The organism is Acidovorax sp. SUPP1855 (genome assembly GCF_030158955.1).
Taxonomy (GTDB): Bacteria; Pseudomonadota; Gammaproteobacteria; order Burkholderiales; family Burkholderiaceae_C; genus Paracidovorax.
On record NZ_BQXI01000016.1, the window covers coordinates 70061 to 93056 of the forward strand.

Genomic DNA, 22996 nt, shown 5'->3' on the forward strand with positions numbered 1-22996 from the left:
CATTTCCAGGATTTACGTGGTGGATATCCACGGCTGGTAGATCAGTTTGATTATCTAGTCGAGCCCCACAAATTTCCCTGGATCGACGAGATCATGCAATGGCACGCCGAGCGCGCGTGCCAGCGCGTCTGCATTGTCGATCGAGATATTGATCGTGGCGCGCTCGACCCGGCTTAGGTACGCACGCGGCACCCCCGCATCCAGGGCGAGACCCTCCTGAGTCAGGTCTTTCAAACGTCGGGCTCGGCGCAGATTCCTGGCGAACACCTCTCTGGCTGTGGGTTGAGGCTTGGTGTTGGGCATAACTCAACAGCATCAAGCTCAGTGTCTTTGTGTTCTACATCGTATGATGTACATTTAGTGATCTTTGTGGATCAATAAGATTCAAGAAAAGACCTATCTGATCGCTGCAAGGCACGGAACGAATTTTTTGAAGCACCAGGGAGACCTTGAATGAAGACCAAACCCCGCGGCCTTGCAGCCGCAGTCGTGCTCTATGCAATTGCGCAAGGCGTCTCTGCCGCACCAGCCACCAACAGCGGGGAGAAACCTTCGTCCGCCGCAGTGGCAACGAAGCCCGTGACAGTTTCGGCCGTAGGGTCATCCCAGACTGACGCAGAGATCGAGCGCGCAGCGGTGGCCTCGCGCCGCGACCAAGACCCGGATCTCAATGGCTCGGTAAAGCACCCGATCCCGGCGCAGGTCCCGGCGGCTTCCTTGCTGCGCTGATCCCTCCAGTCAGGCGACCTGCTCAACTCTTAACCCTCGATCACCGAAATCCATGCGCATCATCAAGAACCTGAAAGCAGCAGCCCGCTTTGCAGCCGCTGCGTTGATCCTCACCACCCTGGCGCCGGTCCACGCGGCCTCGGTCTACAAGCCAGAGGACACCAAAGGAGCCATCAGCACCTACGAACTCCTCGGCGTCAAGCTCGGCATGAGCGAGGCCGATGCCATTGCCGCCATCAAAAGGCGCTTTCCGTCTGGCAGCAAGGATTCGAACGATCGACCGATCAACCTGCAGCAGTCGGACTATGTGCTTACAAGTCCGGCAACGCGGGCAAGGGTGAAGGCAGGCATCCGGTTTGATCTCCACCCGGAGACGAAGAGCAACTTTGATTTTGTGAAGATCTTTGTGCACGAAGGCAGGGTCTGGGCGATCTGGCGCGACGATTCGAGCGGTCGCTATGAGTACCAAAAAATGGTCTCGGACATCCAGGCCAAGTATGCAGGTGCTGCGGAGATCAAAAGCGCCTTCATGATCGTCAACGGCGGCACCATCGCGCCGCAGCAGGGTGACCCCGCGATCCACGGCGCTGAGCTGTTTGAAGGCCAGTGCCTGGACTTCCCGTTCGTCCGCAAGGGAGACAACGACAGCATCAGGCTCGATCCGGCATGCAAGAAAGCCTTCGGAGTGTCGTATCAGCCCCAGCACAAAAACGGCGTCAAGATCCTGGCTTCCGGGTTTGGCCAGCTTGTTGATCTGGACGCCGGACGTGCGTTCATGCGGTACATGAGTTCCGGTACTGGCAACATCAACGGCGAAAAGCCGAAAACCAGCGACGCCAAGCTCTGAAGCCGAAGGCGGGGGGAGCTTCGATCGGTGCAGTTGCTTCTTCCCTACCAACAGGCGCATCCTTGATGATTGCCTTCGCAAAAGGTGATGGCGTATTCCTACAGCCCGGAAGGGGCCATCCCAGCCGCTTGCCGCCGACAGAGGCGGCGGTTTACTTGCTGGACTTGAGTACCGAAACCTCACGTTCCAGCAGTGCAATCCGTGCCATGGCCTGAGCATTCAAGATTCGAAGGTCGCGCAGTTTCCTGTTTGCGGCGAGCAGCCGATCTCTCTCGTCTGCCAGCTGGTGGGCTGCAGACAGCACTTCCCGGTAGTCGCTCTGCAGCTCCAGGAAACCGCGCACTGTCGCCTCGTAAGCCGACCCCATGGCGTATTCCCGGGCGGCACTCACCGCCCCACCTAAGCAGGCTTCGAAGCCGCCCAGCAACGCATCCACGCCCTCACGTGCGTTGATGAAGTTGGACCTGTCGCCAGTTTGAGGAAACACTACTTGCTGCCTTTCCAGGTACAACTTGTACCCACATTTGTACCCATATCCTGTACCTGCGCTACATCACAGTAACCTCACCAGAGAGTTAAAGATCGGATACACCGTTTTTTGGCTCTGCCATTGGATCAACCGCTGGCCTGCGTGGGGTGGTATCGTGCCCGATGCGTCGGTTTCGTTGCCGCAGCCAAAGCGCAGGCGGGACACGGTGACGAACGCATCTGGTCGGTGTTCCATGGCCCCCTTGAGCCGCAGATTGAAACGTGGTGATACGCATGCACAGTGTGTTCTACGCCCGCGAAATCTCCTACGGTTTCGAAGTGGTTGCTTCGGTCACGTTGCAGCCGTTCCACACTGGCGCCAAGCGAGCGGCAAGCGGTTAGCGAACTCTCCAGGATCGATGTTCAGCGGAAACGAAAGGGTGCCGGCTTCGATGTCGAGCTGCGCTTTCGCGACTGATGCCTTCGCCGCCGTAGCGGCGGCGATGACGAAGCGACGGTTGATCCAAGCGCCGGTGATCACCAGCCCCGGAACGACACCCGTCGCACGAATGTGCGCCATCGACTTTGTGCCCAGCCAGGCGGCTGCGCGTTGCGGTGTCATGGCGGAGAAACAGACGCTCATGGCCTCAAACCCTCCGTGTCCGGTGGGCGGTTTTCCAGTCGTTCGCGCAGGCGTTCGATGTGATCCATCCGTCCCAACCAGTTCTCGTCGTGCTGAGGATCCCAGCGATCGGCAAAGGTGGTGAGGCGGCGCAGAAGCTGTTTCTTGAGCTGGCGGTTGTCTTTTTGGTTGACTTCGACGGTCGTGGCCTGCGGGCCCACCAGCGCGTCGAGTTCGAGTTGGCTGTAGCCGCCTCCCATAAACCGAGGAAGCAGGTGCTGGCGGATGAACCGTGCCGCCCACCTCGAGATATCTTCGTCGTTTGATGGAGTGGCGGCCGGAGGAAATGAGCTTCTGAATTCTGGCAACTCTTCTGCGCCCTTGAGGCCCAGCCTTTTGAGCAGGTCGGCGGGGGTTTCGCCAGCTTTGGCCCTGTCGAAACCTTGGGCGTCACGGTGCTGCAGCAAAAGCGCTGTCATCTGCCCTGGGGAAACGCTCATGCTATGGCTCCTGTGTGGACGCGCCCGGTGCATATTTGCGAGGCGGGGCAGTCCTCTATTGAATACCTTCACTGTAGAGCTTTGATTGATGATGTGGGGTGATCTCTAATGATCGAAGGCCCTGTCATGTGCCGGTCGGCCGACCGGCTGTTTGAATGTGACACAGCGTTGCTGCGACGCTCTTGGCCATCGCGCCATAAGTTAGGCATCGATGGCGGACACCACACGGATCCTGCGTGTCTGCCCAGCGGGCGAGCCAGTCGAGCAAGTGCTCACCGTCCTTCATGCAGCCACCCCATGCCTCCTTGGCCGCTGCAGCGACCGTGTATGGGACCAGACTGGATACGCGGTGAGCGGCCCAGGCGCCAGTCATAGCGGTCCACCGCCTTGATGAGGCCAATGTTCCCCTCCTGCAGCAGGTCGTCCAAGGGTTGGCCGCTGAAGAGATATTTCTTCGCGATGGAGAAAACGAGCTTCAAGTTGGCGACGGCCATTTGGTCACGCGCGCATCGATAGGCACTCATCGCCTGAGCGAACACAGGCGCAGGCTCGGGTTCTCTGGCCAACCCTGAATCGGCCAGCTCCATGAGAAAGCCTCGAGTCAAGCCCAGCGAGGCGAGGGCAGCTCGGCAAGCGCTCCATTCGGTATCGTCTTGGCCGGCACCGACGACAAGTCCTGATAGGACCTTCGCGTTGGCACAGAACTCCGCCAGTTCGTCGATGAACTCCTTGGCGTTGAGGCCAAATTGGGAATTGCCTTCGTCTTCAACGCCAATGGCCTCGGTCGGTAGATCAGACTCGGCGTCGGGCTCGGCGTTTGGAACGGGTTCAGAATCTTGGAGTTCGCCCTGCGGGCCGGACGACAGCCAGCGCAGCGGCTTCGCGCCCGTCTCCACCTTCCTGGCCGCGTCCAGCACTGCGCCGATGCCAGAAGGCCACGCGGCCAGCGCGTCCAGCGCCGTCTCCACGCCGCGCTCCATGGCTTGACCCAGGGCGACCTCGGCCTCGGCCGTGAGAAGCGCTTCGCGCTGGAACTCCCGTTGGTAAATACGCAGGGGCTCATTGCGATGGTCAGCCAGTTCGTCCACGAACGCCAGGGCTTCGGCGACCGCGTCTTCCTCGTCAGGCTTCCCCTCAGGGACGATGAAAACTTCAAAGTTTTCGCCGGGTGCCGAATACTCGAATCGCTCGTCAGTCTCGGCGCCCAGGTCATTGATGACCATGCCCAAGAGCGCCCCCGCCTCATCGTTGGGCTTGCCGTCATCGTCGCGCGTCAAATCCTCAACCGCAGCATACGGGACGCTGCCCTCGCGGATGGCGCGAAGTAAAACCAGGCGTAGCCGCTCGCGGGACTCGGCGTCGTCGGCGCGCAGCAGCGGCGTCGCCCGATCAGGCAGAAACGCCTCAAAATCGTCCCAATCGGCAGACGTGTCGATGGGCTGGTGCTCGGTGATTGCGCTTTGGATTCCAGACGCAGCCGCGAAGAGGGTGGGGTCGCCCTCGGGCGGCAACTGGTCTTCTTCGGCTTCCCATCCAGTCAAGTCGAACGAGTGGCGATCCTCGTCAGAGGCCCATTCAATGGTGGGCGCGGCGGCTGTCCCAAATCCTAAGACGGAAGGGGGCTGCTCAGTGGTTTGCGTGGGGGCAGCATCGACAAGGAGGATGGTTGGTGGTGCGGTGGCAACCTGCACCCAGTGCCCGTCGAGCGCGACATGCGCGGGCTCACAAAGGGCATCGCTGTCGCACGAACTCGTCGGTGATGTGCAGGTGGCCTCGATGGCCGAGGCCGCTTCGCCGGCGCCTGCAGCCTGCGCGATGCCCAGGGCATTGCGCCCTGAGGGATCGAGCAGGGCTGCATCGGCGCCGGCCGCAAGGAGGAGTTTGCAGATGGCGGCTTTATTGCGGGCCGCCGACAGCATGAGGGGGGTCTGGCCTTTGTCGTCGCGGGCGTTGAGGTCATCGCCGCGGTCGATGTGGATTTGGACTGCGCTTTCGACACCCGCCACGACGGCCATTCTGAAGAATCGGCTCAGGGGAGGAGCACCTTGGACAGATATGTCCGTCACGCGCGCACACCTTCCCGGATCGCCTGAACGGCGATTTTCGTGTTTGGCCGAAGGTATCCTCTCCCCCTCGGTTCAAAGCGCTGGCCGTGGCCGAATAGCGTAGTCGTCTCTGCGGCCATTGAGGCTCTATTGAGTTTGAACTGTTACAAATTCTACAGGGCAGCATAGGGGGAGTTCTGCGCCGCCATCGCAGCGCCTGGCAGGCGCGTTTGCTCCAGCACCGTCGCCTTGAACGCACTGCTGTATTCACGCCGCCTCGGGCGTGCGCCACAAGATGCTCGATCCATGGTTCCCGCAGTTCCCTTTGTGGAATTGATCCTCGATTACGGCAATCGATTCAAGTTGGATTCTTGCGCCGATGATTTCGTCGAAACCGGAATGGCTCATCGCCATGCCATCCGCGGTTACGAAGGAACTGCGTTTTCGGTGCGCATCGAAATCAATCTTTTCCGCAAGCTGTGTGGCCGATGAATCTTCGTGATCGAAAGGGTACCGTTGACGTTGCGATTTCGGTTTCGATGCCGATGTCCTTCGTGGAGCCGTTGAGTCATCTTCGGAAGCGGATTCTTCTTTTTTGGAGGGCTCCGGTGCCGTTGTTTCTTCGCCGCCGAAGCTTCGCGTGCACTTCCTTACCCTTGGGCGGGGCGTTCCAGCAGTACGCTTCCCCGATCTCGGATCAGCCTCGAAGACCAGGTTGCTGCCCCGAAAACGTGCGCTGCGCCATCGCAAAGTAGGCAAGCGGTTTTGCTGCAGCGCCCAGCCGAGGCCCACGAATGCTGTTGATGGCAGCGTATGCCGTGCCGGCAAAGGACAGCGCAGCCCCGGCGTAGGCAACGGGTGAGGATGGATCTGTTCCTTGCAGCGCCAGTCCTGCGCCAAAGACCGGGAGCAGCGATCCCAATGTCGTTGGTCCGAGTTTCTGCTGCATGGCGGCGTCGATCTCTCGCACTTGCTGCTGGACTTCCCGGATGAACGCTTCATTGAGTGCCATGCGATCATCAGGGTTCACGTGGGTTGATACTTCGATGCAGTGTGCTTCGACCTTGGCGCGCAGATCGGGCAGCAGGTGACCATGCCGTTGCTTGAAGCGCACCAACTGATCGATGCTCACAGGTTGGGTAGGCATCGGCAGCAGATGGTTTAGCGCAACCTCGCGTGCCTTGCGTCTGTGCAGTGCATGAGCGTTCGTGATTCCGCGCGGAGGCATCATCATCGACATGACTCTGGTGTGATTGGTCACCGGTGCGGCATCCACTTCCGGTAAGGCACCCAGGCAGACCGCAAGGTAGGACATGAAAAGGTGAGCCGTAGATTCCTCCACGTCGTACCACGGGTACCCGTCCTGCCTGGCCAAGCCGACGTCTATCAGGTATTCCGGGATGCGGCCAAGCTTTTCGGCGTGAATTCGCGTTGTTTTGAAGGGGGCATCTTTGGTCTTGAGGGCGTGCTTCGGCAATGACCTGTGCTTATCCAGCATGTCGATGAACCGTTCATCGAATTCCCTGATCTGGTAGACGAATTGCGCAGGAATGATCGGCTCCACCAAGCCCTCCGCGAGCAGCCTGCGCATGCGCTCCGGCAGTTGCTCGGGGTCGTGCAGATGGTCCATCGGGACGATGGACGAGAGTTTGTCCCAGTAGAGCAAAGTCCGGGCCGTCCATGCGTCCGGTGGAAGGGAGATATAGGGGAAGTACAGCGCGTTGCTTCTCATGACGGAGCCCGGACATTGTTTGAGAAACAGTCTATCGCTTCAGTTCTGGCGTAAATGGGCTGGTCTTCCCACTGGGAGGCAATGGCGACTCTTCTTGACGTCCTTCAAAAGCGGCAAGCGAAAAGCACGGTAATTGACAGATGAATTTGCCTGCGTCCAAAGCGCAGGCCTGCGTGACGTCAATTCTGAAGGTGTCAGCGGGCGAGCCGACTCCATAAATCTCCCAGCCTGCAAAAAAGGCTGTGGCGGCATATCCACTGAGTCTGTCCAGGATGTGATATTCCTTGGACATTTGCTTGGGTGGTTTTTACTATTACGGGATGTACACAGAGAGACACTTGAGCGCAGAACAAATTGAGCTGGTTGACGATCGGGTGAGCATCCAACTGCCGACACCGCTGCTAAATTTAGTCGAAGTGCCGCGCTTCTCGATCACAGCCGCTCTACTGATGCTGCACGTTCAACAGTGCCGGGCGGCCGTTGTGGGAACGCTTGAAGGCCTACGGGATTACCAAGTCAATCAACGGGTTTTAGTTGAGCTGCTGATCTTTTACGACATGCACCAGCGCTTGATTGCACTGCTTGAGCTGTGCACAGATGACCTACTTTTCTACGTGATCCAGATGCCCATCAATGGCGTGCCTGAGCTGGCGGATCGGATCGTTCGGTCGAGAGATCTGGCGCTGTCCGTGCGCGCGAAACGAGCAGCACGTGAAATCATCGAGAACTTGAAATGACGTGGAATTCGTCAACTTGGCGCCCGCTTGAGCCTCACGAACTACTAGACCCTGAGGTACCGCGCGACCCAAAGGCGCGTTTCGAACTGTGGGCCACCAGCCCCAGCGGCATCGGTGTGGCCGCTAGCGGACAGGGCCTGGACCTAGCATTGCTCGTGCTGCACATGCGCGGGTATGAGGACGAAGTGTATGGTGTCCTCGACAAGATCGGCGCTGATGAAATGTCATGCACAGCGGCCATCGATTTCTTCGTTGGGTACGACATGTCCGGTCACGTGGCCCGCAACCTGCAAGGCTTCCCAGCCGCATGCGACTACGTGCTGGCGCTGCCAGCGACCTCAGTTGATGAGTACCTCAACGAACGTATCCGACGGGCACAGGACGTCGCACGTGCTGCGTTGGCGAAGAAGTACGCGATCGAAGCGATTGGCGAGATTGGCCTGGGGCTGGCCAAGAGGTGATCTGCTCGATGCCCATGATCGCGCGAGCTTGATCGCGGCGCGCTGCGCGGAATCTTCCTGCCGTCCGGGTGTATTACATGTGTAATACACCGGTACAGTTACACGGTTCTGTGCGAGTCACGATTACGCGTTGCATGCAACAAGGCCTTGTGCTTCTTGCCGAGCGTCGAAGATGCCATGGGTAAACCATGGACCTGTGCGAGATTTCGGGCAATGGATCGCAAGGTCGACGGATTGCGGGCATGAATACGGCATGGTGGCGAGCCGGCCACATGGTGCGCGACGACGACATGGCTGTGGAGATGGCTGCGATCTCCATGCAGCACGGCAATCAAAGGGAAGTGTTCGCCCACGCCGAGGTTCTCAAGCGCGTCCAGCGCGATGCGTAGGGCTTTGGCGTAGACGGAATGCCTTCCTAGGCCGGGCCGAACTTTGGAATCCAGAGCAGCCCTTCTGCTGAGCCGAGGAGAAAAGCTCAGCACCACGTGCGAATAGACATGTCTGGGCAGTTCTTGGCCTTGGCACCCCGCCCTTATGTGTTGAAACATTTGGTGAGCTAGATCATCCGCAGACAGCCGGCTGTCTGTCCCCCAGGGGAGGGTGCGCTGTACCAAACGGCGCACGAACGGAGGCCCTGCCAGCCTGAGAATTGCATCCACTTCGGGCGCTCCGACCTTGGCATCAAGCATGTAACGAATGAGACGCGCCAAATCGCCTGGTCGTTGCGGCTCCATTGCCGTATATGACATGACCTTGATCATCATCGTGGCCGGCCAGTTATTTTTTGCAGCTGTTCCAAAACGTCTTTGAGCTGCGCACGGGCTTCGAGTTTTCGATTGCGCGACGCATATCCATCCAGGGTCTCGACGACGAAGCCGAGTGCGATTACCAGGTTTGAGAGCGTGACCACGTCGTCGTGGATCGTTGCAGGGTAAATGCCATCCACGATGCCGACGGTGGGCGGGATTGACCCGTCCTCGGCCAAGGCCTTCTGTGCCATGGCCCGGAGCAGATGCGACAGGCTCACGTTTCGCTTCTTGGCCAGCGCCGTCAAAGCAGACTTTTCCTCCAAAGTCAGGCTCACGCTGGTAGGCGTTGTTGCACCTGCCGCACGGCGACCGGACACGATCCTGACAGATCGCTCTTTGGGATTGGTCGCTGGTTTTCTATTGAACATCTGACATCTATCTCTTGTATTCCATACTCCACTAATCATCCTTGATGAATTCCACAAACCGAGAGCCGCCCAGTTCTTGCGCAACTACCGCTGCCTCGTGTAACGTGGCGGCTTGGCTTTGGAGTGGGAGCAGCACACCATATGCTGCATGGCAGGCGGTGACGAACGCCAGCGCGCAGAAGCCGAAGTTTTCTGCCTGGGCGTTGTGATACCGCGTTTGTCGTGCGGTGTTGACGGCATGCATGGACCTGATCGCCAACCACAAGCCGGACAAAGCTCAGGAGCTGGCGGCAGCCCCGGTGCCGATACTCACGATGCCCAGCCGGTTCTTGGCTTGAGTCAGTCCGGAGGCCTTGGCCAGGGGGGTGTAGGTGGGGGCGCCAAACTTCGCTTTTGCCCTGTCGAACACAACGATGGCTCGTTTGTCGTTAAGTTGTTTGGAGATGAAGATGAAACCATCCACGGCCTCAGGATGTGCATAGACGGCAACGCTCCATCGTTGGGTCATGTCGTAGGGATGTTCGGCCGACAGGCTGTTGTCGCCGCCAAGGCGCTTGAGATGTTGTCCCGTAAGGTCTGCGAGCTTCAGCGTGCCGTTATCAGTGCCAGCCGCAAAGGTCACCAGATAGCGCGTGTCGATCTCTTCCTGCCGAATTTTGAACTCCCCCTTCTCCGGGATCTCATCGTGCAGGATGGTTTCTGCGATGGCCGTGTCTAACTGCTGGCCGCAATAGCAGGTCCCGAACTGTTTGTCAGGGTCATCGAAGCGGTAGGCGGCGTGTCGACCGAAGTAAGGTTCACCGCTGTTGCGTCGGCCGACTCGCTTGAGCGACGTGACCGAGACTTCCTTGGTGTGCAGGGGGAGGTCAGAGAAGTCCGTGGCTGGTGGTTGAAGCGGCATGAAACTCAGGCCTCCGTCGGTACTTCAGCGAAGGCGGCGGCGACATCCTTAACCTTGGCAACGCGGCCGGCGGCCAGAGCCTGCAGCGGTGTGTCTCCGCCCAGGGATCCCTTGCGTGTCAGGAAAAACTGCAGCTTGGAGCCTCCTGGCAGGTCACCCAGCACTTTGGTCACAGCTTCCAGGTGCTTGCGGTCGTAGCTCGGATCACCGTAGAACGCGGGGAAGTAACGCTCCGATTTGTATGTGAGATAGAAGACGCGATTGCTTTCCGCAGCCTTCCAAACCGCCTGTCTGGTGGCCCAGCCCATCAACTTCTGGAATTCGACGGGCGTCAGCAACTGCCCCTTGTCAATCATGGCTTCGGTAGTATCCAGAACCAAGGCATCTCGAGCATCATTCTGTTGGGTTGCAGCTTTGGCAGCAGGTTTGCGAACTTCGGATGTCTGCATCCGGCTGGATGCCGAAGGAGCGCTGACGGTCGCCACGCGCAAGACTTTGATGGTTTGCTCCAACTCGTCCAAAACATTCGCCAGATCTTGGCCAAAGTACAACTTTGCACCCTTGTCGTTACCCAAAGGCGCGTTGAAGATGCGAGCAGCCTCCTTGTTGACCTCACGAATGTGGTCGACAAATGCAGGAATATCGATCTTTCTCTTGGCAAGAGCTCGGGCGGTGGTAGGCATGGGCAACTCCTTTTCGAGTTTTCAATATAGCGAACTTCGTCAAATGTGTCAACCATGTCGTCTGAGTAATCCAGTTGCTCAGGACCGCTCATAAGGAGCGAGCTGCATTACTCGGTCGGGTTGGTGGTGTCGAGATATCGCTGGCCGGCTAGGTTTGTCCGCTGAATTGCTTCGAACCGACCCGACATCCTGGGGTCGCTCTGTGGGCCAGGAAGCTGATCCGAGTGCGAGCCCTGCGCAGGGGCCTTAAAAAGGTCGGCTGGCAATCTTGGGCGGATGTTGTGCTTGGTGATGAACTGCCATAATCATCAAGGCCAGAGGAACAGGTGTCCCAAATTCCGTGACGGTGTCACGAGTAGGTGTCACGTTTTTTCGTCGAATTCCACCGCGTCGCCAAAAAAGTCTTTGAAAATCAATTGGTTAGTGTCGTGGGCTGTGAGCCCCATCAGCCACCCCAAGTCATCAAAAGCGCTGCAATCGAAAGATTGCAGCGCTTTTTTCTTATGCGCGTGGTGTTTACCAATTTCAGTTAGATCATGAATTGTTCACGTCTTGGCCTTGTACAAGGCCAAGCCGCCTACAAGAACAGTGAGGTCACCTGAGCAGAATGGGGAAATTCTGAAAGGGCTGGAAATGCATGAGAAGCACGCGCAAGAGACAGTTTTTGGGGTGGCCGACGGAGCCACTTACACGGCCGAGTTGTGCCTGAGCAAGGCAGGGCGTTACTACTTCGCACAGATCCAGGTAGACGGCCATAACTTGCCTCTACCCGATGGCCATTGGCCTAACCGCGACGAAGCCATGGTCGCACTCTCCGATTTTGCTTCCGGTGCGCGCAAGCCGGATGAACCGCAAGTGGAAAGTGCTACGAGAAAGTGATTTAGCTCGCCAAAGGGGCGAAATCAAGCATGCAAGAGGCCTGCACGAATCTTCATGCAGGTTCTTCAGTTCAGATGTCTTCCAGCAAAGCATAAGGCAGCGTGCCTAACGCAAGGGGCACTCCCTCAGCGCCGCCTGCGCGCAGCGATTCGCCTGTGGAGGCGATTTGGAGGGACACCAGGGCATCCACGCCTCCATCTGGAGACGCTGCTGTTTGCACCACCACACCGCAAGGTTGTTCGCTGTCGCTGGCGGCGAACACCTCCAATCCGACGGCAATGGGTTGGGCTGCGTGGGCGAGATACGTGCGTCGTTTCAACGTGCCACGGAATTGACTGCGAGCCACGATCTCCTGGCCGGGATAGCAGCCCTTCTTGAAATTCACGCCCCCGATGGATTCGTAGTTCAACATTTGAGGCACGAACAAATCCACTAGGGGCGCTGTCAGGGTTGTCACGCCGCTCTGGACTTCGCTCCACTCCCACAATCCGGGCGCGAGAAAATTCCCGACCGGCGCAGGTGCGGTGGACGGTGCCACCCACAGTGCGCGCGGCTGACCCACTGCCGGATACAGATGCACCACAGTGGCAACGTCCCGATCGGCTTTGGACCACGGTAAGGGTGGCTCACCCGCTGTCAGCGCGGTCACCGCATCCCCTGCCAAGCCATACAGGGCGAAATCTGCCGTGGCATCGCTCAACCGGGCCTTGGCACGCAGCACGAACATGGACAGCCGTTTGAGCGTGGGAGCGAGCAAGTCGCCACTGCAAATCAACAGCACTTCCGTGGCGCTGCGCTTGAAGCCGATGAAGCTGGCCTGCACCCGTCCCTTGGCGGTAAGGAATGCGGCCAATCGGGCCTGATCCATGCCCAGCAGCGCGAAATCCTGGGTGAGCTGGCCATGCAGGAATTTCGCTGCATCTTCCCCTTCCACGCGAATCACGCCGAGGTGGGGCAGGGGGGCTATGCCATTCAAGGGATAAGTCATGGCTGAATTATGATGCCCGGTTCCTTCCCTACAGGCTGCCAAGGTTGTGCGTCGTTTTTTCGCGTTGTTGCTAGTCATTGTTTGCTCCGCGACTGCGGCAGCGGTGTGGTGGTTGCACCAGCCCATGCCCGTTCGCAGCGGCGTGTCCTCCGCGCAACCGCTGGAGTTGGCGATCGAGCCGGGCACCACGCCCCGCGGTGTCGCGCGTGATGTGGTCGCTGCCGGTGTCGACTCCGATCCCCGTCTGCTCTACGCCTGGTTTCGCTTGTCCGGCCAGGATCGCCTGATCAAAGCCGGGAACTACGAAATTCCGCCAGGCACCACCCCACGCGAGTTGCTGCAAAAACTCGTGCGTGGGGAAGAGGCTCTGCGCGCCGTCACCCTGGTAGAGGGATGGACCTTTCGGCAGGTCCGCCAGGCGCTGGCGCGGGAAGACCAGTTGAAGCCAGATACCAAAGGCCTCGCTGACGACGCCATCATGGCGCGCCTCGAGCGCCCGGGCGTGCCGGCGGAGGGCCGCTTTTTCCCCGATACCTACACCTATGCCAAAGGCAGCAGCGATTTGTCCGTGCTTCGCCGGGCGATGCATGCCATGGACCGGCGCCTGGAGGCGGCGTGGGCGCAGCGTGCGTCGGACACGCCTTTGCGAAGCGCCGACGAAGCCCTCACCCTGGCGAGCATCGTGGAAAAGGAAACGGGCCGTTCTTCCGACCGCGCACAGATCGCGGGCGTCTTCAGCAACCGATTGAAGGCGGGCATGCTGCTTCAAACCGATCCCTCCGTGATTTACGGTCTGGGTGAAAAATTCGACGGCAATCTGCGCCGGCGTGACCTGCTTGCGGACACGCCCTGGAACACCTACACCCGTCCCGGCCTCCCCCCGACGCCCATCGCGATGCCGGGCAAAGCCTCGCTCATCGCTGCAGTCCAGCCCGAGAAGACCAACGCCTTGTATTTCGTAGCCCGAGGCGACGGGACCAGCCAGTTCAGCCCGACCCTCGATGAGCACAACCGTGCCGTCAACCGCTACCAGCGGGGGCAGCCTTGACCATGCCCCAACACGGCAGAAAGTCCACCATGGAGCCCGCGGGCCGGTTTATCACATTCGAAGGCATCGACGGTGCGGGCAAGTCATCGCACATCGACACCTTGGCTGCTGCCTTTCGGCGCCAGGGCGAGACCGTCACGGTCACCCGGGAACCCGGTGGCACGCCGCTGGCGGAAAAGATTCGCGCGCTTTTGCTGAATGACGCCATGGACGCTCTCACGGAGTCGCTGCTGGTGTTCGCGGGTCGCCGCGACCACCTGCGCTGCGTGATCGAGCCTGCATTGGCAAGGGGCGAGGTGGTGCTGTGCGACCGCTTCACGGATGCCACTTTCGCGTATCAGGGCGGCGGACGCGGCTTCGATGCGAAGGTGCTATCTATTTTGGAGCGCATCACTCAATCAGGTATTGTGCTGGAGCCTGAAAAAATGCGCGATCCTGATCTGACGATCTGGTTCGATCTTCCTCCGGAGATGGCCGCTGCACGCCTGGCCGATGCACGTGCTCCCGATCGCTTCGAATCGCAGCCTGCTGAGTTTTTTGGCCGGGTGCGGCAGGGTTATGCCGAGCGCGCCTTGGCGGCGCCGCAGCGCTTCGTGCGCCTGGACGCAGGACAGCCCCGGGATGCGGTGTGGTCGCAATTGACGGGCTCGCTTGTTCAGCGAGGCTGGCTGCAGGCGGGCCCTTCAGACGTTGTCGCTGGTGCACCATGAGCCATCCTTCATTGATCGCCGCCCCGTGGATCGCCGCACAACGCCAGACGCTGCTGGCGCAGCGGGGTCATGCGTGGCTGCTGAGTGGCCCCTCCGGACTAGGTCAATACGCGTTGGCCATGGAATTGGTACGGGCCTGGTTGTGCGATACGCCCACAAAAGATGGCGCATGTGGTCACTGCGGCAGTTGCCATGCGGTCGAGGTGAGAACGCATGCGGATCTTTGCGTACTCATGCCCGAAACGCAGATGATGGAGCGCGGCTGGCCATTGCCGGAGAAGGCGCAGTCTGAAATCGACGACAAGAAGCGCAAGGCCAGCCGCGAGATCCGAGTGGATGCCATGCGGGACGCCGTGCAGTTCGCGCAGCGTACTTCTGCCCGCGGGCGTGGCAAGGCTGTGCTCGTGTACCCCGCTGAGCAGATGAACAACGTCACGGCCAATGCGTTGCTCAAGACGCTGGAGGAGCCGGCAGGCGACGTGCGATTTGTGCTGGCCACCGAGGCGGCGCACCAATTGCTGCCCACCATCCGAAGCCGCTGCCTGGGGCACACGATGCAATGGCCCACCGAATCCGACATGGTGAATTGGCTGGTTCATCAAGGTTTGGAATCCGAAGCCGCCAGCGCATTTTTGCGGGCGTGTGGTGGTCGTCCCGATGACGCACTGAGCTTGGCCCGTGCCGGGCGCAGCCCGCAATCGTGGTCGCAACTGCCCAAGGCGGTCGCCAGGGGTGATGTCACGGTGTTGGCCGATGCGTCTCCTGCCCAGGCGGTGGACGCGTTGCAGAAACTTTGCCATGACCTGATGGCGTGCCGGGTCGGCGCGGCGCCACGCTACTTTGCAGTGGCGGACCTACCGACGCCGCCGGGCCTCGGGCCATTGAGCCGCTGGGCGAAGGCTTTGGCAAAAGAGGCACGTACCGCCGATCACCCCTTCAATGCGGGGCTCATGCTGGAAGCGCTTGTTGCCCAGGCGCGAAACACCCTACACTCGCGCCATTGAAGAAGACGTCCCCAAGACCATGAGCAGCCCCTCTACCGCGCCCCGTCCCAGCGTCATGCAGCTGGCCATCAAGGAGAAGGCGGCTCTGTATGCAGCCTACATCCCCTTGTTCGCCGAAGGCGGCATCTTCGTACCCACGCAGCGCGAATACAAGCTGGGCGATGATGTCTACGTGCTGCTGACTTTGCCGGAAGACACGCAGCGTTATCCGGTCGCGGGGCGAGTGGCCTGGGTGACCCCCGCTCGGGCGGCCGGGAATCGGACACAGGGTGTCGGCATTCAGTTTCCGAGGGACGAAAAATCCCGCATTCTCAAGCTCAAGATCGAAGAGTTGCTGGGGACCAGCCTGGGATCGGATCGGCCGACGCAGACCCTCTGAGCGCCCGGCGCCGTTGCCATGCCGACCGACTGCCGGTCGGCATTTTTGTTTGGATTGCGCATGTTCACAGATTCCCACTGCCATCTCACCTTTCCGGATTTGGTCTCCCAACTGCCAGCCATTCGCCAGGCCATGGCCGATGCCAGCGTGGATCGTGCGCTCTGCATCTGCACCACCCTGGAGGAGTTCTCCGATGTGCATGGGCTGGCCATGGCCTACGACAACTTCTGGAGCAGTGTGGGCGTGCATCCCGACAACGAGGGCGTTGCCGAACCTTCCGAGCAGGATCTGCTCGATCGTGCTGCCTTGCCGAGGGTGATTGCCATCGGCGAGACCGGCCTCGATTACTACGGCATGGAAGACCGCAAGGGGGGACGCAGCATCGCCGATCTGGAATGGCAGCGTGATCGTTTCCGAACGCACATCCGTGCTGCCCGCGCATGCGGCAAGCCCTTGGTCATCCACACGAGAAGCGCCTCGGACGATACCCTGGCCATCCTGCGCGAAGAGGGCGAGAACGGAGTCGGTAACCGTGCGGGCGGGGTGTTCCACTGTTTCACCGAGACCGCCGAAGTGGCTCGCGCAGCCCTCGATCTGGGCTACTACATTTCGTTTTCCGGCATCGTGACGTTCAAGAGCGCTCAGCATTTGCGGGATGTGGCGGCTTTCGTGCCCTTGGACCGGATGCTCATCGAAACGGACAGCCCCTACCTTGCGCCGGTGCCCTACCGTGGCAAGACCAACAACCCGTCCTACGTTCCCTTCGTGGCGCAGCAACTGGCCGACGTCAGAGGGATGCCCGTGCAGGAGGTGGCGCTGGCCACGAGCCGCAATTTCGACACACTGTTCTTTTCTGGAGCCAACCCATCATGATGGTTCGTCGCCGAGTGCTCGCTTCCCTCGCTTTGGCCGCCGCGGCGCTGTGCGGCGCATGCGCCCACGCCGGTGCGTACGAGGATTTCTTTACCGCCGTGCTGCGCGATGACGACTCCGGCATCAACTCGCTGGTACGCCGGGGATTCGATCCGAATACGCGCAATCCGAAGGGCGAGGTCGCGCTCACGCTTGCGTTGAAAGAAGGCTCCATGCGCGCCTTCGCGGCGCTGATGGCGGCCAAAGGCATCAAGGTGGAAGAGCGGAACGTCAAGGATGAAAGCCCGTTGATGCTGGCCGCGATCAAGGGCAATGTCGAGGCGGCTCGCGCGCTCATTGCCAAGGATGCCGATGTCAACAAGACGGGGTGGACGCCTCTGCACTATGCAGCCTCCGGCACCACGCCGCAGCAAGCGGCCATCACCACGCTGCTGTTGGAAAACCATGCTTACATCGACGCGGCGTCGCCCAATGGCACCACGCCCTTGATGATGGCAGTGAGCTACGGCACGGCCGACGTGGCCAAGCTGCTGCTGGACGAAGGAGCGGACCCCACGCTGCGCAATCAGATCGGTCTGGGTGCCGCTGACTTCGCGCGGCGTGCCGACCGCAAGGACATGGAGGAACTTGTGGCAGAGGCCGTGCGCCGGCGGCAACCCCGCCGCGGACAGTGGTAGGGCGGCGGAGCGTTTCGCCTTCGGTCAGGCCTCGAGCACAGCGGAGGGTCAGTGCCCCGCAGGGCGGGCCTGGAGTCGGGCGTAGAGGCCGCCTTGGGCGATCAATTCGGCGTGCGTGCCTTGTTCGGCAATGCGTCCCCGCTCCATCACCACCACCCGGTCGGCATGCTCGATGGTGGACAGGCGGTGAGCGATCACGAGCGTGGTACGCCCCTGCATGAGGCGCTGCAGCGCGTCTTGCACCAGACGCTCTGATTCGGTATCCAGTGCCGATGTGGCTTCGTCCAGGATGAGGATCGGCGCATCCTTGTAAAGCGCTCGGGCGATGGCCAGGCGCTGGCGTTGCCCGCCCGACAGCTGCGTCGCGTTGTGGCCCACCACGGTGTGCATGCCGCAAGGCAGGGCCGCCACATGCTCGGCCAGGTTCGCGGCGGCCAGACAGTCCTGCACGCGCTGCTCATCGATTTCGCCGCCCAACGCCACGTTGGCTGCCACCGTGTCGTTGAACATCACCACGTCCTGGCTGACCATGGCAAATTGCGACCGCAGGGCTTGCAGGTTCCAGTGCGACACGGGCTGGCCATCCAGGAGGACCTGGCCGGCGCTCGGCGCGATGAAGCGGGGCAACAGGTTTACCAAAGTGGTTTTGCCGGCGCCGGACGGGCCTACGAGCGCCACGGTTTCTCCGGGGTGCACGGTCAGGTTCACACGGTCCAGGGCCATGGCCTGCTCTTCGCCGAACGCCACGGTGACGTCTTCCAGGGTAATGGCTCCCGAGGTGCGCGCGGGCGCGTGGTTGCCTCCGCCCTCTGCCCGGGTGTCCCCCAGCAGGGCCAATCCGCGTTCGAGGGCCGCGACTCCCCGGGTTACGGGATTGGCCACGTCCGCCAGGCGGCGGATCGGCGCGATTAGCATGAGCATCGCGGTGATGAATGCCGCAAAGCCGCCCACGGTCACATCGCGGTCGCCGCTGGCATGGCTTTGCCAGAGCGCCACGCAAATAACGCCCGACAGGGCAGCAGCGGCGAGCAATTGGGTGAGGGGGGTCATCGCCGCCGAGGCGATGGTGGCCTTGATGGCCAGCCGGCGCAGGCTCTGGCTCAGAACACCGAAGCGCCGCGATTGGCTGGGTTGTGCTCCGTGCAGCCGAACCATGCGATGGGCCAGCACGTTTTCTTCCACCACATAGGCCAACTGGTCGGTCGCTTCCTGGCTGCTTTTGGTGATGCGATAAAGCCGCCGGGACAGCGTCTTCATGATCCAGGCCACGCCCGGCACCACGATGGCGACGATGAGCGTGAGCTGCCAATTGAGGTAGAGCAGGTAACCCAGCAGCGCAATCAGGGTGAATCCGTCGCGAGACAGCCCCATCAGCGCCTGCACGAGCAGCGTGGCACCGGTCTGCACTTCGTACACCACGGTGTTGGACAGGGTGCTGGCCGACTGCCGCGTGAACAGGGCCATTTCGGCTGCGAGCAGGCGGTCGAAGAGCGCCTCGCGCAGCTTCATCATGCCTTCGTTGGCAATGCGGGCGAGAGCGTATTGACCCGCGAACTGCGCCAATCCCCGTACCAGAAACACACCCATGATGGCCAGCGGGACCATCCAGAGTTTCAAGGAGCCTTCGGTGAATCCCTGGTCGAGCAAGGGCTTGAGCAGGGCGGGAATGAGGGGCTCGGTGACCGCTCCGACCAGCGTGGCCAGCACGGCGAGGGTCCATGCGGAGCGCTGGTTGCCGAAGTAAACGGAAAGCCGCCGGAGCCTGGCCGCCAAGGTGAGGCGGGCGGTTTGCTCGGAAGCCGGAAGGGGGCGGGGGTCTGGGGCGTGCATGAGGCGCGGATTCTACGTAGGACCGCATCCAAACCTCGCACAGTTTGTCACAGGGGTATCCCACCAGTGTGTAACATCCACGGTCTGTCCACCGGCATTTGCTCGGTATCCGATGGCTGCCAATGACTATTGACCGAAATCCATCCTCCATTCTCGCTGCGGCCCTGCCGCACCTCTCTCGCCGGCACGCTATCACCGCGCTGGTTTCTTCCTCCGCACTGCCCGCACTGGCCCAATTCAGGGTCGAGATCACCGGCGTGGGTTTGACCCAGCTTCCCTTTGCGATCTCGCCGTTCCGTGGCGAGGCGCAGTCCCCGCAAAAGATCTCGGCCATCATCCAGGCCGACCTTGAGCGCAGTGGCCAGTTCCGGGCGGTCGATTCTTCCGGACCGGCGCTCGACGAAACGTCGCGCCCCGACGTCGCCCTGTGGAAACAAAAGGGGGCGGAATCGCTCACGACCGGCAGCATCACGCGCTTGCCCGATGGTCGCTTCGACATCCGCTTTCGCCTGTGGGACGTGGTGCGCGGTCAGGACCTCGGTGGCCAGAGCTTCGTGGTCACGCAGGGCGACCTGCGTCTGGTGGCCCACCGCATCGCTGATTTCATCTACGAAAAGCTCACGGGCCAGCGCGGGGTGTTCTCGACCCGCATCGCGTATGTCACCAAGTCCGGCCCGCGCTACAGCCTCTGGGTGGCCGATGCGGACGGAGAGAACGCGCAATCGGCGTTGTCCAGCCCGGAACCCATCATTTCGCCGGCCTGGTCTCCCAGCGGTGGGCAATTGGCCTATGTGTCTTTCGAGTCGCGCAAGCCGGTCGTCTATGTACACGATGTGGCCTCAGGCCGGCGCCGCCTGATCGCCAACTTCAGGGGCTCCAACAGTGCGCCCGCATGGTCTCCCGACGGCCGTACGCTCGCCGTAACCCTGAGCCGTGACGGTGGCTCGCAGCTTTACACCATCGATGCCAATGGCGGCGAGCCGCGTCGGCTCATGCAGAGCACCGGCATCGATACCGAGCCCATGTTCTCGAGCGATGGCCGGAGCATCTACTTCGTCAGCGATCGGGGCGGCGCACCGCAGATCTACAAGGTCGGCGCTTCGGGCGGCAATGCCGAGCGTGTGACGTTCACTGGCTCGTACAACATTTCCCCCAGCATCAGCCCTGACGGCAAGTGGTTGGCTTACGTCTCGCGCATCGGCGGTGCGTTCAAGCTGCACGTCATGGATCTGGCGACGGGTACGGCCACGGCCGTGACCGACACCACTGCGGATGAAAACCCCAGCTTTGCGCCCAACAGCCGCCTGATCGTCTACGCGACGCAGCAACAAGGCCGTGAAGCGCTCATGACGACCACGCTGGACGGCAAGATCAAGGCCCGCTTGGCCGGGCAGGGCGGTGATATCCGCGAGCCCGACTGGGGCCCGTTCCAAAAACAGTGACCGTCATCTTTCGATTTTTTGATCATTTGGACTTGAGGAGTATTTCAATGAACCGCTTTCCCTTCAAACGCATTTCCGCCATCTTCATCGCTGCAGCCATCGTTGCTGGCTGCAGCTCAGGCGTAAAGCTGGAAGACGTGCCTGTCGAGGACAAGGGCGCCACGTCGACGATGCCAGGCAATGCCGGCGCCAACCCGAACGGCGCTTCGCAAAGCGGCGTCGCTCCCGTGGACCTGAGCCAGTCGGCGCGCGACGGCGCGGGCCCGGTCGGCGTGAGCCGCATCGTGTACTTCGACTATGACAGCTATGCGGTCAAGCCGGAGTTCCAGTCGCTGATCGAGCAGCATGCCCGTTTTATCAAGGCAGGCCAGAACCGCAAGGTCATGATCGAAGGCCATACCGACGAGCGTGGCGGCCGTGAATACAACTTGGCCCTTGGCCAAAAGCGCGCAGAAGCGGTGCGCCGTTCGCTCGCCTTGCTCGGCGTGTCGGAAGCGCAAATGGAAGCCGTGAGCTTCGGCAAGGAAAAGCCTGCGGCACAGGGCAGCACGGAAGACGTGTACGCCCAGAATCGCCGCGTTGAGCTGTCTTACCGTTGATGAGCGCGCAGATGGTTGTTCCCCGCAAGGCACTTGCCCTGCTGGCCTTGGCCCTGTCGGCGGCTTTCGCTCCGGCAAGCCACGCCGCGCTGTTCGAGGATGAAGAAGCACGCCGCGCCATTCTGGAATTGCGCCAGCGTGTGGACACGCTGCAACAGGCCAACCAGCGTGCGGGTGACGATCTTCGCCGCTCTGGCGACGAGACTTCCCAGATGCGCCGAAGCCTGCTCGATCTGCAAACGCAGATCGAAACCCTGCGGACCGAGCAGGCCAATCTGCGTGGGCAGAACGAGCAGCTGCTGCGGGATGTCTCGGAGTTGCAGCGCCGTCAGAAAGACATCGTCCAAGGCGTTGACGAACGGCTGCGCCAGTTCGAACCTGCCAAGGTCACGATGGATGGTCAGGAGTTCCAGGCCGACCCCGCCGAAAAGCGGGATTTCGATGCGGCATTGGCGGTCTTTCGTACTGGCAAGTTTCCGGATGCCGTGAGCGCATTCGGAAATTTCCTGAAGCAATACCCCCGCAGCGGCTATGCGCCTTCCGCCAGGTTCTGGCTGGGCAATGCCCAATACGCTACGCGCGATTACAAGGAAGCCATCAACAACTTCAAGGCCTTGCTGGCTGCTGCACCTGACCATGCGCGTGCCCCGGAGGCCGCGTTGTCGATCGCCAACTGCCAGATCGAGTTGAAGGATACTCGCGCCGCCCGCAAGACGCTGGAAGATCTGATCCGCGTCTATCCCCAGTCCGAAGCGGCTGGAGCGGCCAAAGAACGCTTGTCGCGCCTGAAGTGAGCGGCGCGGTAGAGCCTTCGGCAAAACCCCATTCGCTGGCCCACGCGATGCAGGATGCCGGCACCGCCGATCTCCAGCGCCGCTTCGGCGGCCTGGAGCGGCTGTATGGCGTGGACGGCGCCGCGCGCATTCGCAACGCGCATGTGGCCGTGGTGGGCATTGGCGGCGTGGGTTCCTGGACTGCGGAAGCGCTGGCGCGCAGCGGTATCGGGCACCTCACGTTGATCGACCTGGATCAGGTGGCGGAGTCCAATATCAACCGCCAAATCCATGCCCTTTCCAGCACGGTGGGCCAGGCCAAGGTCGAAGCCATGCGAGACCGCATTGGCCAGATCAATCCAGAGTGCCAGGTGACGTGCATCGAGGAGTTTGCGGATGCCGACAACTGGCCGGCCTTGTTGCCGCATGGAGTCGATGCGGTGGTGGACGCCTGCGACCAGGTCAAGACCAAGGCGCTGATCGCTGACTGGGCGATTCGCGGTAAGCATCGGCTGGTGGTGGTGGGTGCTGCAGGCGGCAAACGGCTGGCGCACAAGGTGGATATCGACGATCTGTCCAACACCACGCACGATCCGCTGCTCGCCCAGATGCGTTACCGGCTGCGCAAACACTATGGTGCTGCGAAAGAAGGGCGCCGCATCGGTGTCCAGTGCGTGTTCAGCCGGGAAGCGGTGGCACCTCCCCATGCGTCCTGTGATATCGCGGGCGATGGTGACGGTTCACTCAATTGCCATGGCTATGGCTCGGTGGTGGCGGTGACCGCCACGTTTGGCCAATGCGCTGCCGGATGGGTCTTGGACATGCTGGCAACCGTGCCAAAGCGGTAGATCCACATAGAAAAGACGCTATAATCCGAGGCTTTGCTGCATGG

Annotated in this window: 30 protein-coding genes; 16 read left to right on the top strand and 14 right to left on the bottom strand. The window is 61.0% G+C overall.

Going from position 1 to position 22996, the window contains the following annotated elements; genetic code table 11:
* Positions 1 to 54: 54 nt before the first annotated feature.
* Positions 55 to 303, bottom strand: coding sequence for a helix-turn-helix transcriptional regulator (locus AVMA1855_RS15210; RefSeq protein ID WP_284426346.1), 249 nt, complete (start codon positions 301 to 303; stop codon positions 55 to 57).
* A 150-nt stretch (positions 304 to 453) separates the two neighbouring features.
* Here AVMA1855_RS15210 and AVMA1855_RS15215 point away from each other — a divergent pair, with 150 nt between their 5' ends.
* The gene (locus AVMA1855_RS15215; RefSeq protein ID WP_284426347.1) at positions 454 to 729 is read left to right on the top strand and encodes a hypothetical protein; all 276 of its coding nucleotides are present in this window, start codon (positions 454 to 456) and stop codon (positions 727 to 729) included.
* Between the two features lie 52 nt (positions 730 to 781).
* Positions 782 to 1576 carry a hypothetical protein gene (locus AVMA1855_RS15220; RefSeq protein WP_284426348.1) on the top strand — a complete coding sequence of 265 codons (795 nt, stop codon included), beginning with the start codon at positions 782 to 784 and terminating at the stop codon, positions 1574 to 1576.
* Between the two features lie 151 nt (positions 1577 to 1727).
* Here the strand turns inward: AVMA1855_RS15220 and AVMA1855_RS15225 are convergent, their stop codons facing one another.
* From AVMA1855_RS15225 to AVMA1855_RS15240, 4 genes are all read right to left on the bottom strand, one after another.
* Positions 1728 to 2063 carry a hypothetical protein gene (locus tag AVMA1855_RS15225; RefSeq protein ID WP_284426349.1) on the bottom strand — a complete coding sequence of 112 codons (336 nt, stop codon included), beginning with the start codon at positions 2061 to 2063 and terminating at the stop codon, positions 1728 to 1730.
* A 333-nt stretch (positions 2064 to 2396) separates the two neighbouring features.
* Positions 2397 to 2687 carry a hypothetical protein gene (locus tag AVMA1855_RS15230; protein WP_284426350.1) on the bottom strand — a complete coding sequence of 97 codons (291 nt, stop codon included), beginning with the start codon at positions 2685 to 2687 and terminating at the stop codon, positions 2397 to 2399.
* On the bottom strand, positions 2684 to 3166 hold the full coding sequence (locus AVMA1855_RS15235) for a hypothetical protein (RefSeq protein ID WP_284426351.1): 483 nt from the start codon (positions 3164 to 3166) through the stop codon (positions 2684 to 2686). The genes AVMA1855_RS15230 and AVMA1855_RS15235 overlap by 4 nt, the downstream gene beginning before the upstream one ends.
* Positions 3167 to 3438: 272 nt before the next feature.
* The gene (locus AVMA1855_RS15240) at positions 3439 to 5181 is read right to left on the bottom strand and encodes a sigma factor (protein WP_284426352.1); all 1743 of its coding nucleotides are present in this window, start codon (positions 5179 to 5181) and stop codon (positions 3439 to 3441) included.
* A 279-nt stretch (positions 5182 to 5460) separates the two neighbouring features.
* Between AVMA1855_RS15240 and AVMA1855_RS15245 the strand changes: the two genes are divergently transcribed.
* Positions 5461 to 5703 (top strand): hypothetical protein, encoded by a 243-nt coding sequence (locus AVMA1855_RS15245; RefSeq protein ID WP_284426353.1) that lies wholly within the window; start codon positions 5461 to 5463, stop codon positions 5701 to 5703.
* A gap of 205 nt (positions 5704 to 5908) precedes the next feature.
* Here the strand turns inward: AVMA1855_RS15245 and AVMA1855_RS15250 are convergent, their stop codons facing one another.
* Positions 5909 to 6943: a DUF6236 family protein gene (locus AVMA1855_RS15250; RefSeq protein ID WP_284426354.1), complete on the bottom strand. Its 1035-nt coding sequence runs from the start codon at positions 6941 to 6943 to the stop codon at positions 5909 to 5911.
* A 31-nt stretch (positions 6944 to 6974) separates the two neighbouring features.
* Positions 6975 to 7235, bottom strand: coding sequence for a hypothetical protein (locus AVMA1855_RS15255; protein WP_284426355.1), 261 nt, complete (start codon positions 7233 to 7235; stop codon positions 6975 to 6977).
* A gap of 46 nt (positions 7236 to 7281) precedes the next feature.
* On the opposite strand from AVMA1855_RS15255, the gene AVMA1855_RS15260 reads away from it, so the two are divergent.
* Positions 7282 to 7680, top strand: a complete 399-nt coding sequence (locus AVMA1855_RS15260; RefSeq protein ID WP_284426356.1) for a hypothetical protein — start codon at positions 7282 to 7284, stop codon at positions 7678 to 7680.
* Positions 7677 to 8141 (top strand): hypothetical protein, encoded by a 465-nt coding sequence (locus tag AVMA1855_RS15265; RefSeq protein ID WP_284426357.1) that lies wholly within the window; start codon positions 7677 to 7679, stop codon positions 8139 to 8141. The genes AVMA1855_RS15260 and AVMA1855_RS15265 overlap by 4 nt, the downstream gene beginning before the upstream one ends.
* Positions 8142 to 8239: 98 nt before the next feature.
* On the opposite strand, the gene AVMA1855_RS15270 is transcribed toward AVMA1855_RS15265, so the two are convergent.
* The 5 genes from AVMA1855_RS15270 to AVMA1855_RS15290 form a co-directional block, all read right to left on the bottom strand.
* Positions 8240 to 8905: a relaxase/mobilization nuclease domain-containing protein gene (locus AVMA1855_RS15270; protein WP_284426358.1), complete on the bottom strand. Its 666-nt coding sequence runs from the start codon at positions 8903 to 8905 to the stop codon at positions 8240 to 8242.
* Positions 8902 to 9225 (bottom strand): hypothetical protein, encoded by a 324-nt coding sequence (locus AVMA1855_RS15275; RefSeq protein ID WP_284426359.1) that lies wholly within the window; start codon positions 9223 to 9225, stop codon positions 8902 to 8904. The genes AVMA1855_RS15270 and AVMA1855_RS15275 overlap by 4 nt, the downstream gene beginning before the upstream one ends.
* Before the next feature lie 124 nt (positions 9226 to 9349).
* Positions 9350 to 9562, bottom strand: coding sequence for a hypothetical protein (locus tag AVMA1855_RS15280; RefSeq protein ID WP_284426360.1), 213 nt, complete (start codon positions 9560 to 9562; stop codon positions 9350 to 9352).
* Positions 9563 to 9595: 33 nt separating this feature from the next.
* A complete protein-coding gene (locus AVMA1855_RS15285) occupies positions 9596 to 10219 on the bottom strand; it encodes an RES family NAD+ phosphorylase (protein WP_284426361.1) in 624 nt (207 codons plus the stop codon).
* Positions 10220 to 10224: 5 nt separating this feature from the next.
* Positions 10225 to 10902: a hypothetical protein gene (locus tag AVMA1855_RS15290; protein ID WP_284426362.1), complete on the bottom strand. Its 678-nt coding sequence runs from the start codon at positions 10900 to 10902 to the stop codon at positions 10225 to 10227.
* Positions 10903 to 11535: 633 nt separating this feature from the next.
* On the opposite strand from AVMA1855_RS15290, the gene AVMA1855_RS15295 reads away from it, so the two are divergent.
* Complete coding sequence (locus tag AVMA1855_RS15295) at positions 11536 to 11781, top strand: hypothetical protein (RefSeq protein WP_284426363.1); 246 nt, start codon at positions 11536 to 11538, stop codon at positions 11779 to 11781.
* Between the two features lie 70 nt (positions 11782 to 11851).
* On the opposite strand, the gene ygfZ is transcribed toward AVMA1855_RS15295, so the two are convergent.
* Positions 11852 to 12769, bottom strand: coding sequence for a CAF17-like 4Fe-4S cluster assembly/insertion protein YgfZ (ygfZ, locus tag AVMA1855_RS15300; RefSeq protein ID WP_284426364.1), 918 nt, complete (start codon positions 12767 to 12769; stop codon positions 11852 to 11854).
* A 46-nt stretch (positions 12770 to 12815) separates the two neighbouring features.
* Between ygfZ and mltG the strand changes: the two genes are divergently transcribed.
* Genes mltG through AVMA1855_RS15330 form a run of 6 tightly spaced genes read left to right on the top strand, consistent with a single transcriptional unit; the run spans position 12816 to position 17460 of the window.
* Positions 12816 to 13817, top strand: coding sequence for an endolytic transglycosylase MltG (gene mltG / locus AVMA1855_RS15305; RefSeq protein WP_284426365.1), 1002 nt, complete (start codon positions 12816 to 12818; stop codon positions 13815 to 13817).
* A 29-nt stretch (positions 13818 to 13846) separates the two neighbouring features.
* Positions 13847 to 14527 carry a dTMP kinase gene (tmk, locus tag AVMA1855_RS15310; RefSeq protein WP_284426382.1) on the top strand — a complete coding sequence of 227 codons (681 nt, stop codon included), beginning with the start codon at positions 13847 to 13849 and terminating at the stop codon, positions 14525 to 14527.
* Positions 14524 to 15531: a DNA polymerase III delta subunit-related protein gene (locus tag AVMA1855_RS15315; RefSeq protein ID WP_284426366.1), complete on the top strand. Its 1008-nt coding sequence runs from the start codon at positions 14524 to 14526 to the stop codon at positions 15529 to 15531. Before tmk ends, AVMA1855_RS15315 begins: the two co-directional genes overlap by 4 nt.
* 19 nt (positions 15532 to 15550) lie before the next feature.
* The gene (locus AVMA1855_RS15320; RefSeq protein ID WP_272568678.1) at positions 15551 to 15910 is read left to right on the top strand and encodes a PilZ domain-containing protein; all 360 of its coding nucleotides are present in this window, start codon (positions 15551 to 15553) and stop codon (positions 15908 to 15910) included.
* 60 nt (positions 15911 to 15970) lie between these two features.
* Positions 15971 to 16783 (top strand): TatD family hydrolase, encoded by an 813-nt coding sequence (locus AVMA1855_RS15325; protein WP_284426367.1) that lies wholly within the window; start codon positions 15971 to 15973, stop codon positions 16781 to 16783.
* On the top strand, positions 16780 to 17460 hold the full coding sequence (locus AVMA1855_RS15330) for an ankyrin repeat domain-containing protein (RefSeq protein WP_284406266.1): 681 nt from the start codon (positions 16780 to 16782) through the stop codon (positions 17458 to 17460). Before AVMA1855_RS15325 ends, AVMA1855_RS15330 begins: the two co-directional genes overlap by 4 nt.
* Positions 17461 to 17508: 48 nt before the next feature.
* Here the strand turns inward: AVMA1855_RS15330 and msbA are convergent, their stop codons facing one another.
* The gene (gene msbA, locus AVMA1855_RS15335) at positions 17509 to 19290 is read right to left on the bottom strand and encodes a lipid A export permease/ATP-binding protein MsbA (protein WP_284426368.1); all 1782 of its coding nucleotides are present in this window, start codon (positions 19288 to 19290) and stop codon (positions 17509 to 17511) included.
* A 122-nt stretch (positions 19291 to 19412) separates the two neighbouring features.
* Here msbA and tolB point away from each other — a divergent pair, with 122 nt between their 5' ends.
* The 4 genes from tolB to AVMA1855_RS15355 are packed head-to-tail and all read left to right on the top strand — an operon-like array spanning position 19413 to position 22952.
* The gene (tolB, locus tag AVMA1855_RS15340; RefSeq protein WP_272569667.1) at positions 19413 to 20732 is read left to right on the top strand and encodes a Tol-Pal system beta propeller repeat protein TolB; all 1320 of its coding nucleotides are present in this window, start codon (positions 19413 to 19415) and stop codon (positions 20730 to 20732) included.
* A 47-nt stretch (positions 20733 to 20779) separates the two neighbouring features.
* The gene (pal, locus tag AVMA1855_RS15345) at positions 20780 to 21331 is read left to right on the top strand and encodes a peptidoglycan-associated lipoprotein Pal (RefSeq protein WP_284402253.1); all 552 of its coding nucleotides are present in this window, start codon (positions 20780 to 20782) and stop codon (positions 21329 to 21331) included.
* Positions 21331 to 22125: a tol-pal system protein YbgF gene (gene ybgF, locus AVMA1855_RS15350; RefSeq protein ID WP_284426369.1), complete on the top strand. Its 795-nt coding sequence runs from the start codon at positions 21331 to 21333 to the stop codon at positions 22123 to 22125. Before pal ends, ybgF begins: the two co-directional genes overlap by 1 nt.
* Positions 22126 to 22172: 47 nt before the next feature.
* Positions 22173 to 22952, top strand: coding sequence for a tRNA threonylcarbamoyladenosine dehydratase (locus AVMA1855_RS15355; RefSeq protein WP_284426383.1), 780 nt, complete (start codon positions 22173 to 22175; stop codon positions 22950 to 22952).
* The last annotated feature ends 44 nt before the right edge of the window (positions 22953 to 22996 follow it).

Excerpts from the sequence above, each read along its gene's own strand:
- AVMA1855_RS15315 (WP_284426366.1), top strand. The coding sequence starts at position 14,524 with ATGAGCCATCCTTCATTGATCGCCGCCCCGTGGATCGCCGCACAACGC.
- AVMA1855_RS15285 (WP_284426361.1), bottom strand. The coding sequence starts at position 10,219 with ATGCCGCTTCAACCACCAGCCACGGACTTCTCTGACCTCCCCCTGCAC.
- AVMA1855_RS15320 (WP_272568678.1), top strand. The coding sequence starts at position 15,551 with ATGAGCAGCCCCTCTACCGCGCCCCGTCCCAGCGTCATGCAGCTGGCC.
- AVMA1855_RS15220 (WP_284426348.1), top strand. The coding sequence starts at position 782 with ATGCGCATCATCAAGAACCTGAAAGCAGCAGCCCGCTTTGCAGCCGCT.
- AVMA1855_RS15325 (WP_284426367.1), top strand. The coding sequence starts at position 15,971 with ATGTTCACAGATTCCCACTGCCATCTCACCTTTCCGGATTTGGTCTCC.
- AVMA1855_RS15330 (WP_284406266.1), top strand. The coding sequence starts at position 16,780 with ATGATGGTTCGTCGCCGAGTGCTCGCTTCCCTCGCTTTGGCCGCCGCG.
- ygfZ (WP_284426364.1), bottom strand. The coding sequence starts at position 12,769 with ATGACTTATCCCTTGAATGGCATAGCCCCCCTGCCCCACCTCGGCGTG.
- AVMA1855_RS15215 (WP_284426347.1), top strand. The coding sequence starts at position 454 with ATGAAGACCAAACCCCGCGGCCTTGCAGCCGCAGTCGTGCTCTATGCA.
- AVMA1855_RS15270 (WP_284426358.1), bottom strand. The coding sequence starts at position 8,905 with ATGATGATCAAGGTCATGTCATATACGGCAATGGAGCCGCAACGACCA.
- ybgF (WP_284426369.1), top strand. The coding sequence starts at position 21,331 with ATGAGCGCGCAGATGGTTGTTCCCCGCAAGGCACTTGCCCTGCTGGCC.
- AVMA1855_RS15210 (WP_284426346.1), bottom strand. The coding sequence starts at position 303 with ATGCCCAACACCAAGCCTCAACCCACAGCCAGAGAGGTGTTCGCCAGG.
- AVMA1855_RS15240 (WP_284426352.1), bottom strand. The coding sequence starts at position 5,181 with ATGGCCGTCGTGGCGGGTGTCGAAAGCGCAGTCCAAATCCACATCGAC.
- AVMA1855_RS15295 (WP_284426363.1), top strand. The coding sequence starts at position 11,536 with ATGCATGAGAAGCACGCGCAAGAGACAGTTTTTGGGGTGGCCGACGGA.
- msbA (WP_284426368.1), bottom strand. The coding sequence starts at position 19,290 with ATGCACGCCCCAGACCCCCGCCCCCTTCCGGCTTCCGAGCAAACCGCC.
- pal (WP_284402253.1), top strand. The coding sequence starts at position 20,780 with ATGAACCGCTTTCCCTTCAAACGCATTTCCGCCATCTTCATCGCTGCA.
- AVMA1855_RS15290 (WP_284426362.1), bottom strand. The coding sequence starts at position 10,902 with ATGCCTACCACCGCCCGAGCTCTTGCCAAGAGAAAGATCGATATTCCT.
- AVMA1855_RS15230 (WP_284426350.1), bottom strand. The coding sequence starts at position 2,687 with ATGAGCGTCTGTTTCTCCGCCATGACACCGCAACGCGCAGCCGCCTGG.
- AVMA1855_RS15280 (WP_284426360.1), bottom strand. The coding sequence starts at position 9,562 with ATGCATGCCGTCAACACCGCACGACAAACGCGGTATCACAACGCCCAG.
- AVMA1855_RS15355 (WP_284426383.1), top strand. The coding sequence starts at position 22,173 with ATGCAGGATGCCGGCACCGCCGATCTCCAGCGCCGCTTCGGCGGCCTG.
- tolB (WP_272569667.1), top strand. The coding sequence starts at position 19,413 with ATGACTATTGACCGAAATCCATCCTCCATTCTCGCTGCGGCCCTGCCG.
- AVMA1855_RS15255 (WP_284426355.1), bottom strand. The coding sequence starts at position 7,235 with ATGTCCAAGGAATATCACATCCTGGACAGACTCAGTGGATATGCCGCC.
- AVMA1855_RS15250 (WP_284426354.1), bottom strand. The coding sequence starts at position 6,943 with ATGAGAAGCAACGCGCTGTACTTCCCCTATATCTCCCTTCCACCGGAC.
- AVMA1855_RS15265 (WP_284426357.1), top strand. The coding sequence starts at position 7,677 with ATGACGTGGAATTCGTCAACTTGGCGCCCGCTTGAGCCTCACGAACTA.
- AVMA1855_RS15235 (WP_284426351.1), bottom strand. The coding sequence starts at position 3,166 with ATGAGCGTTTCCCCAGGGCAGATGACAGCGCTTTTGCTGCAGCACCGT.
- tmk (WP_284426382.1), top strand. The coding sequence starts at position 13,847 with ATGGAGCCCGCGGGCCGGTTTATCACATTCGAAGGCATCGACGGTGCG.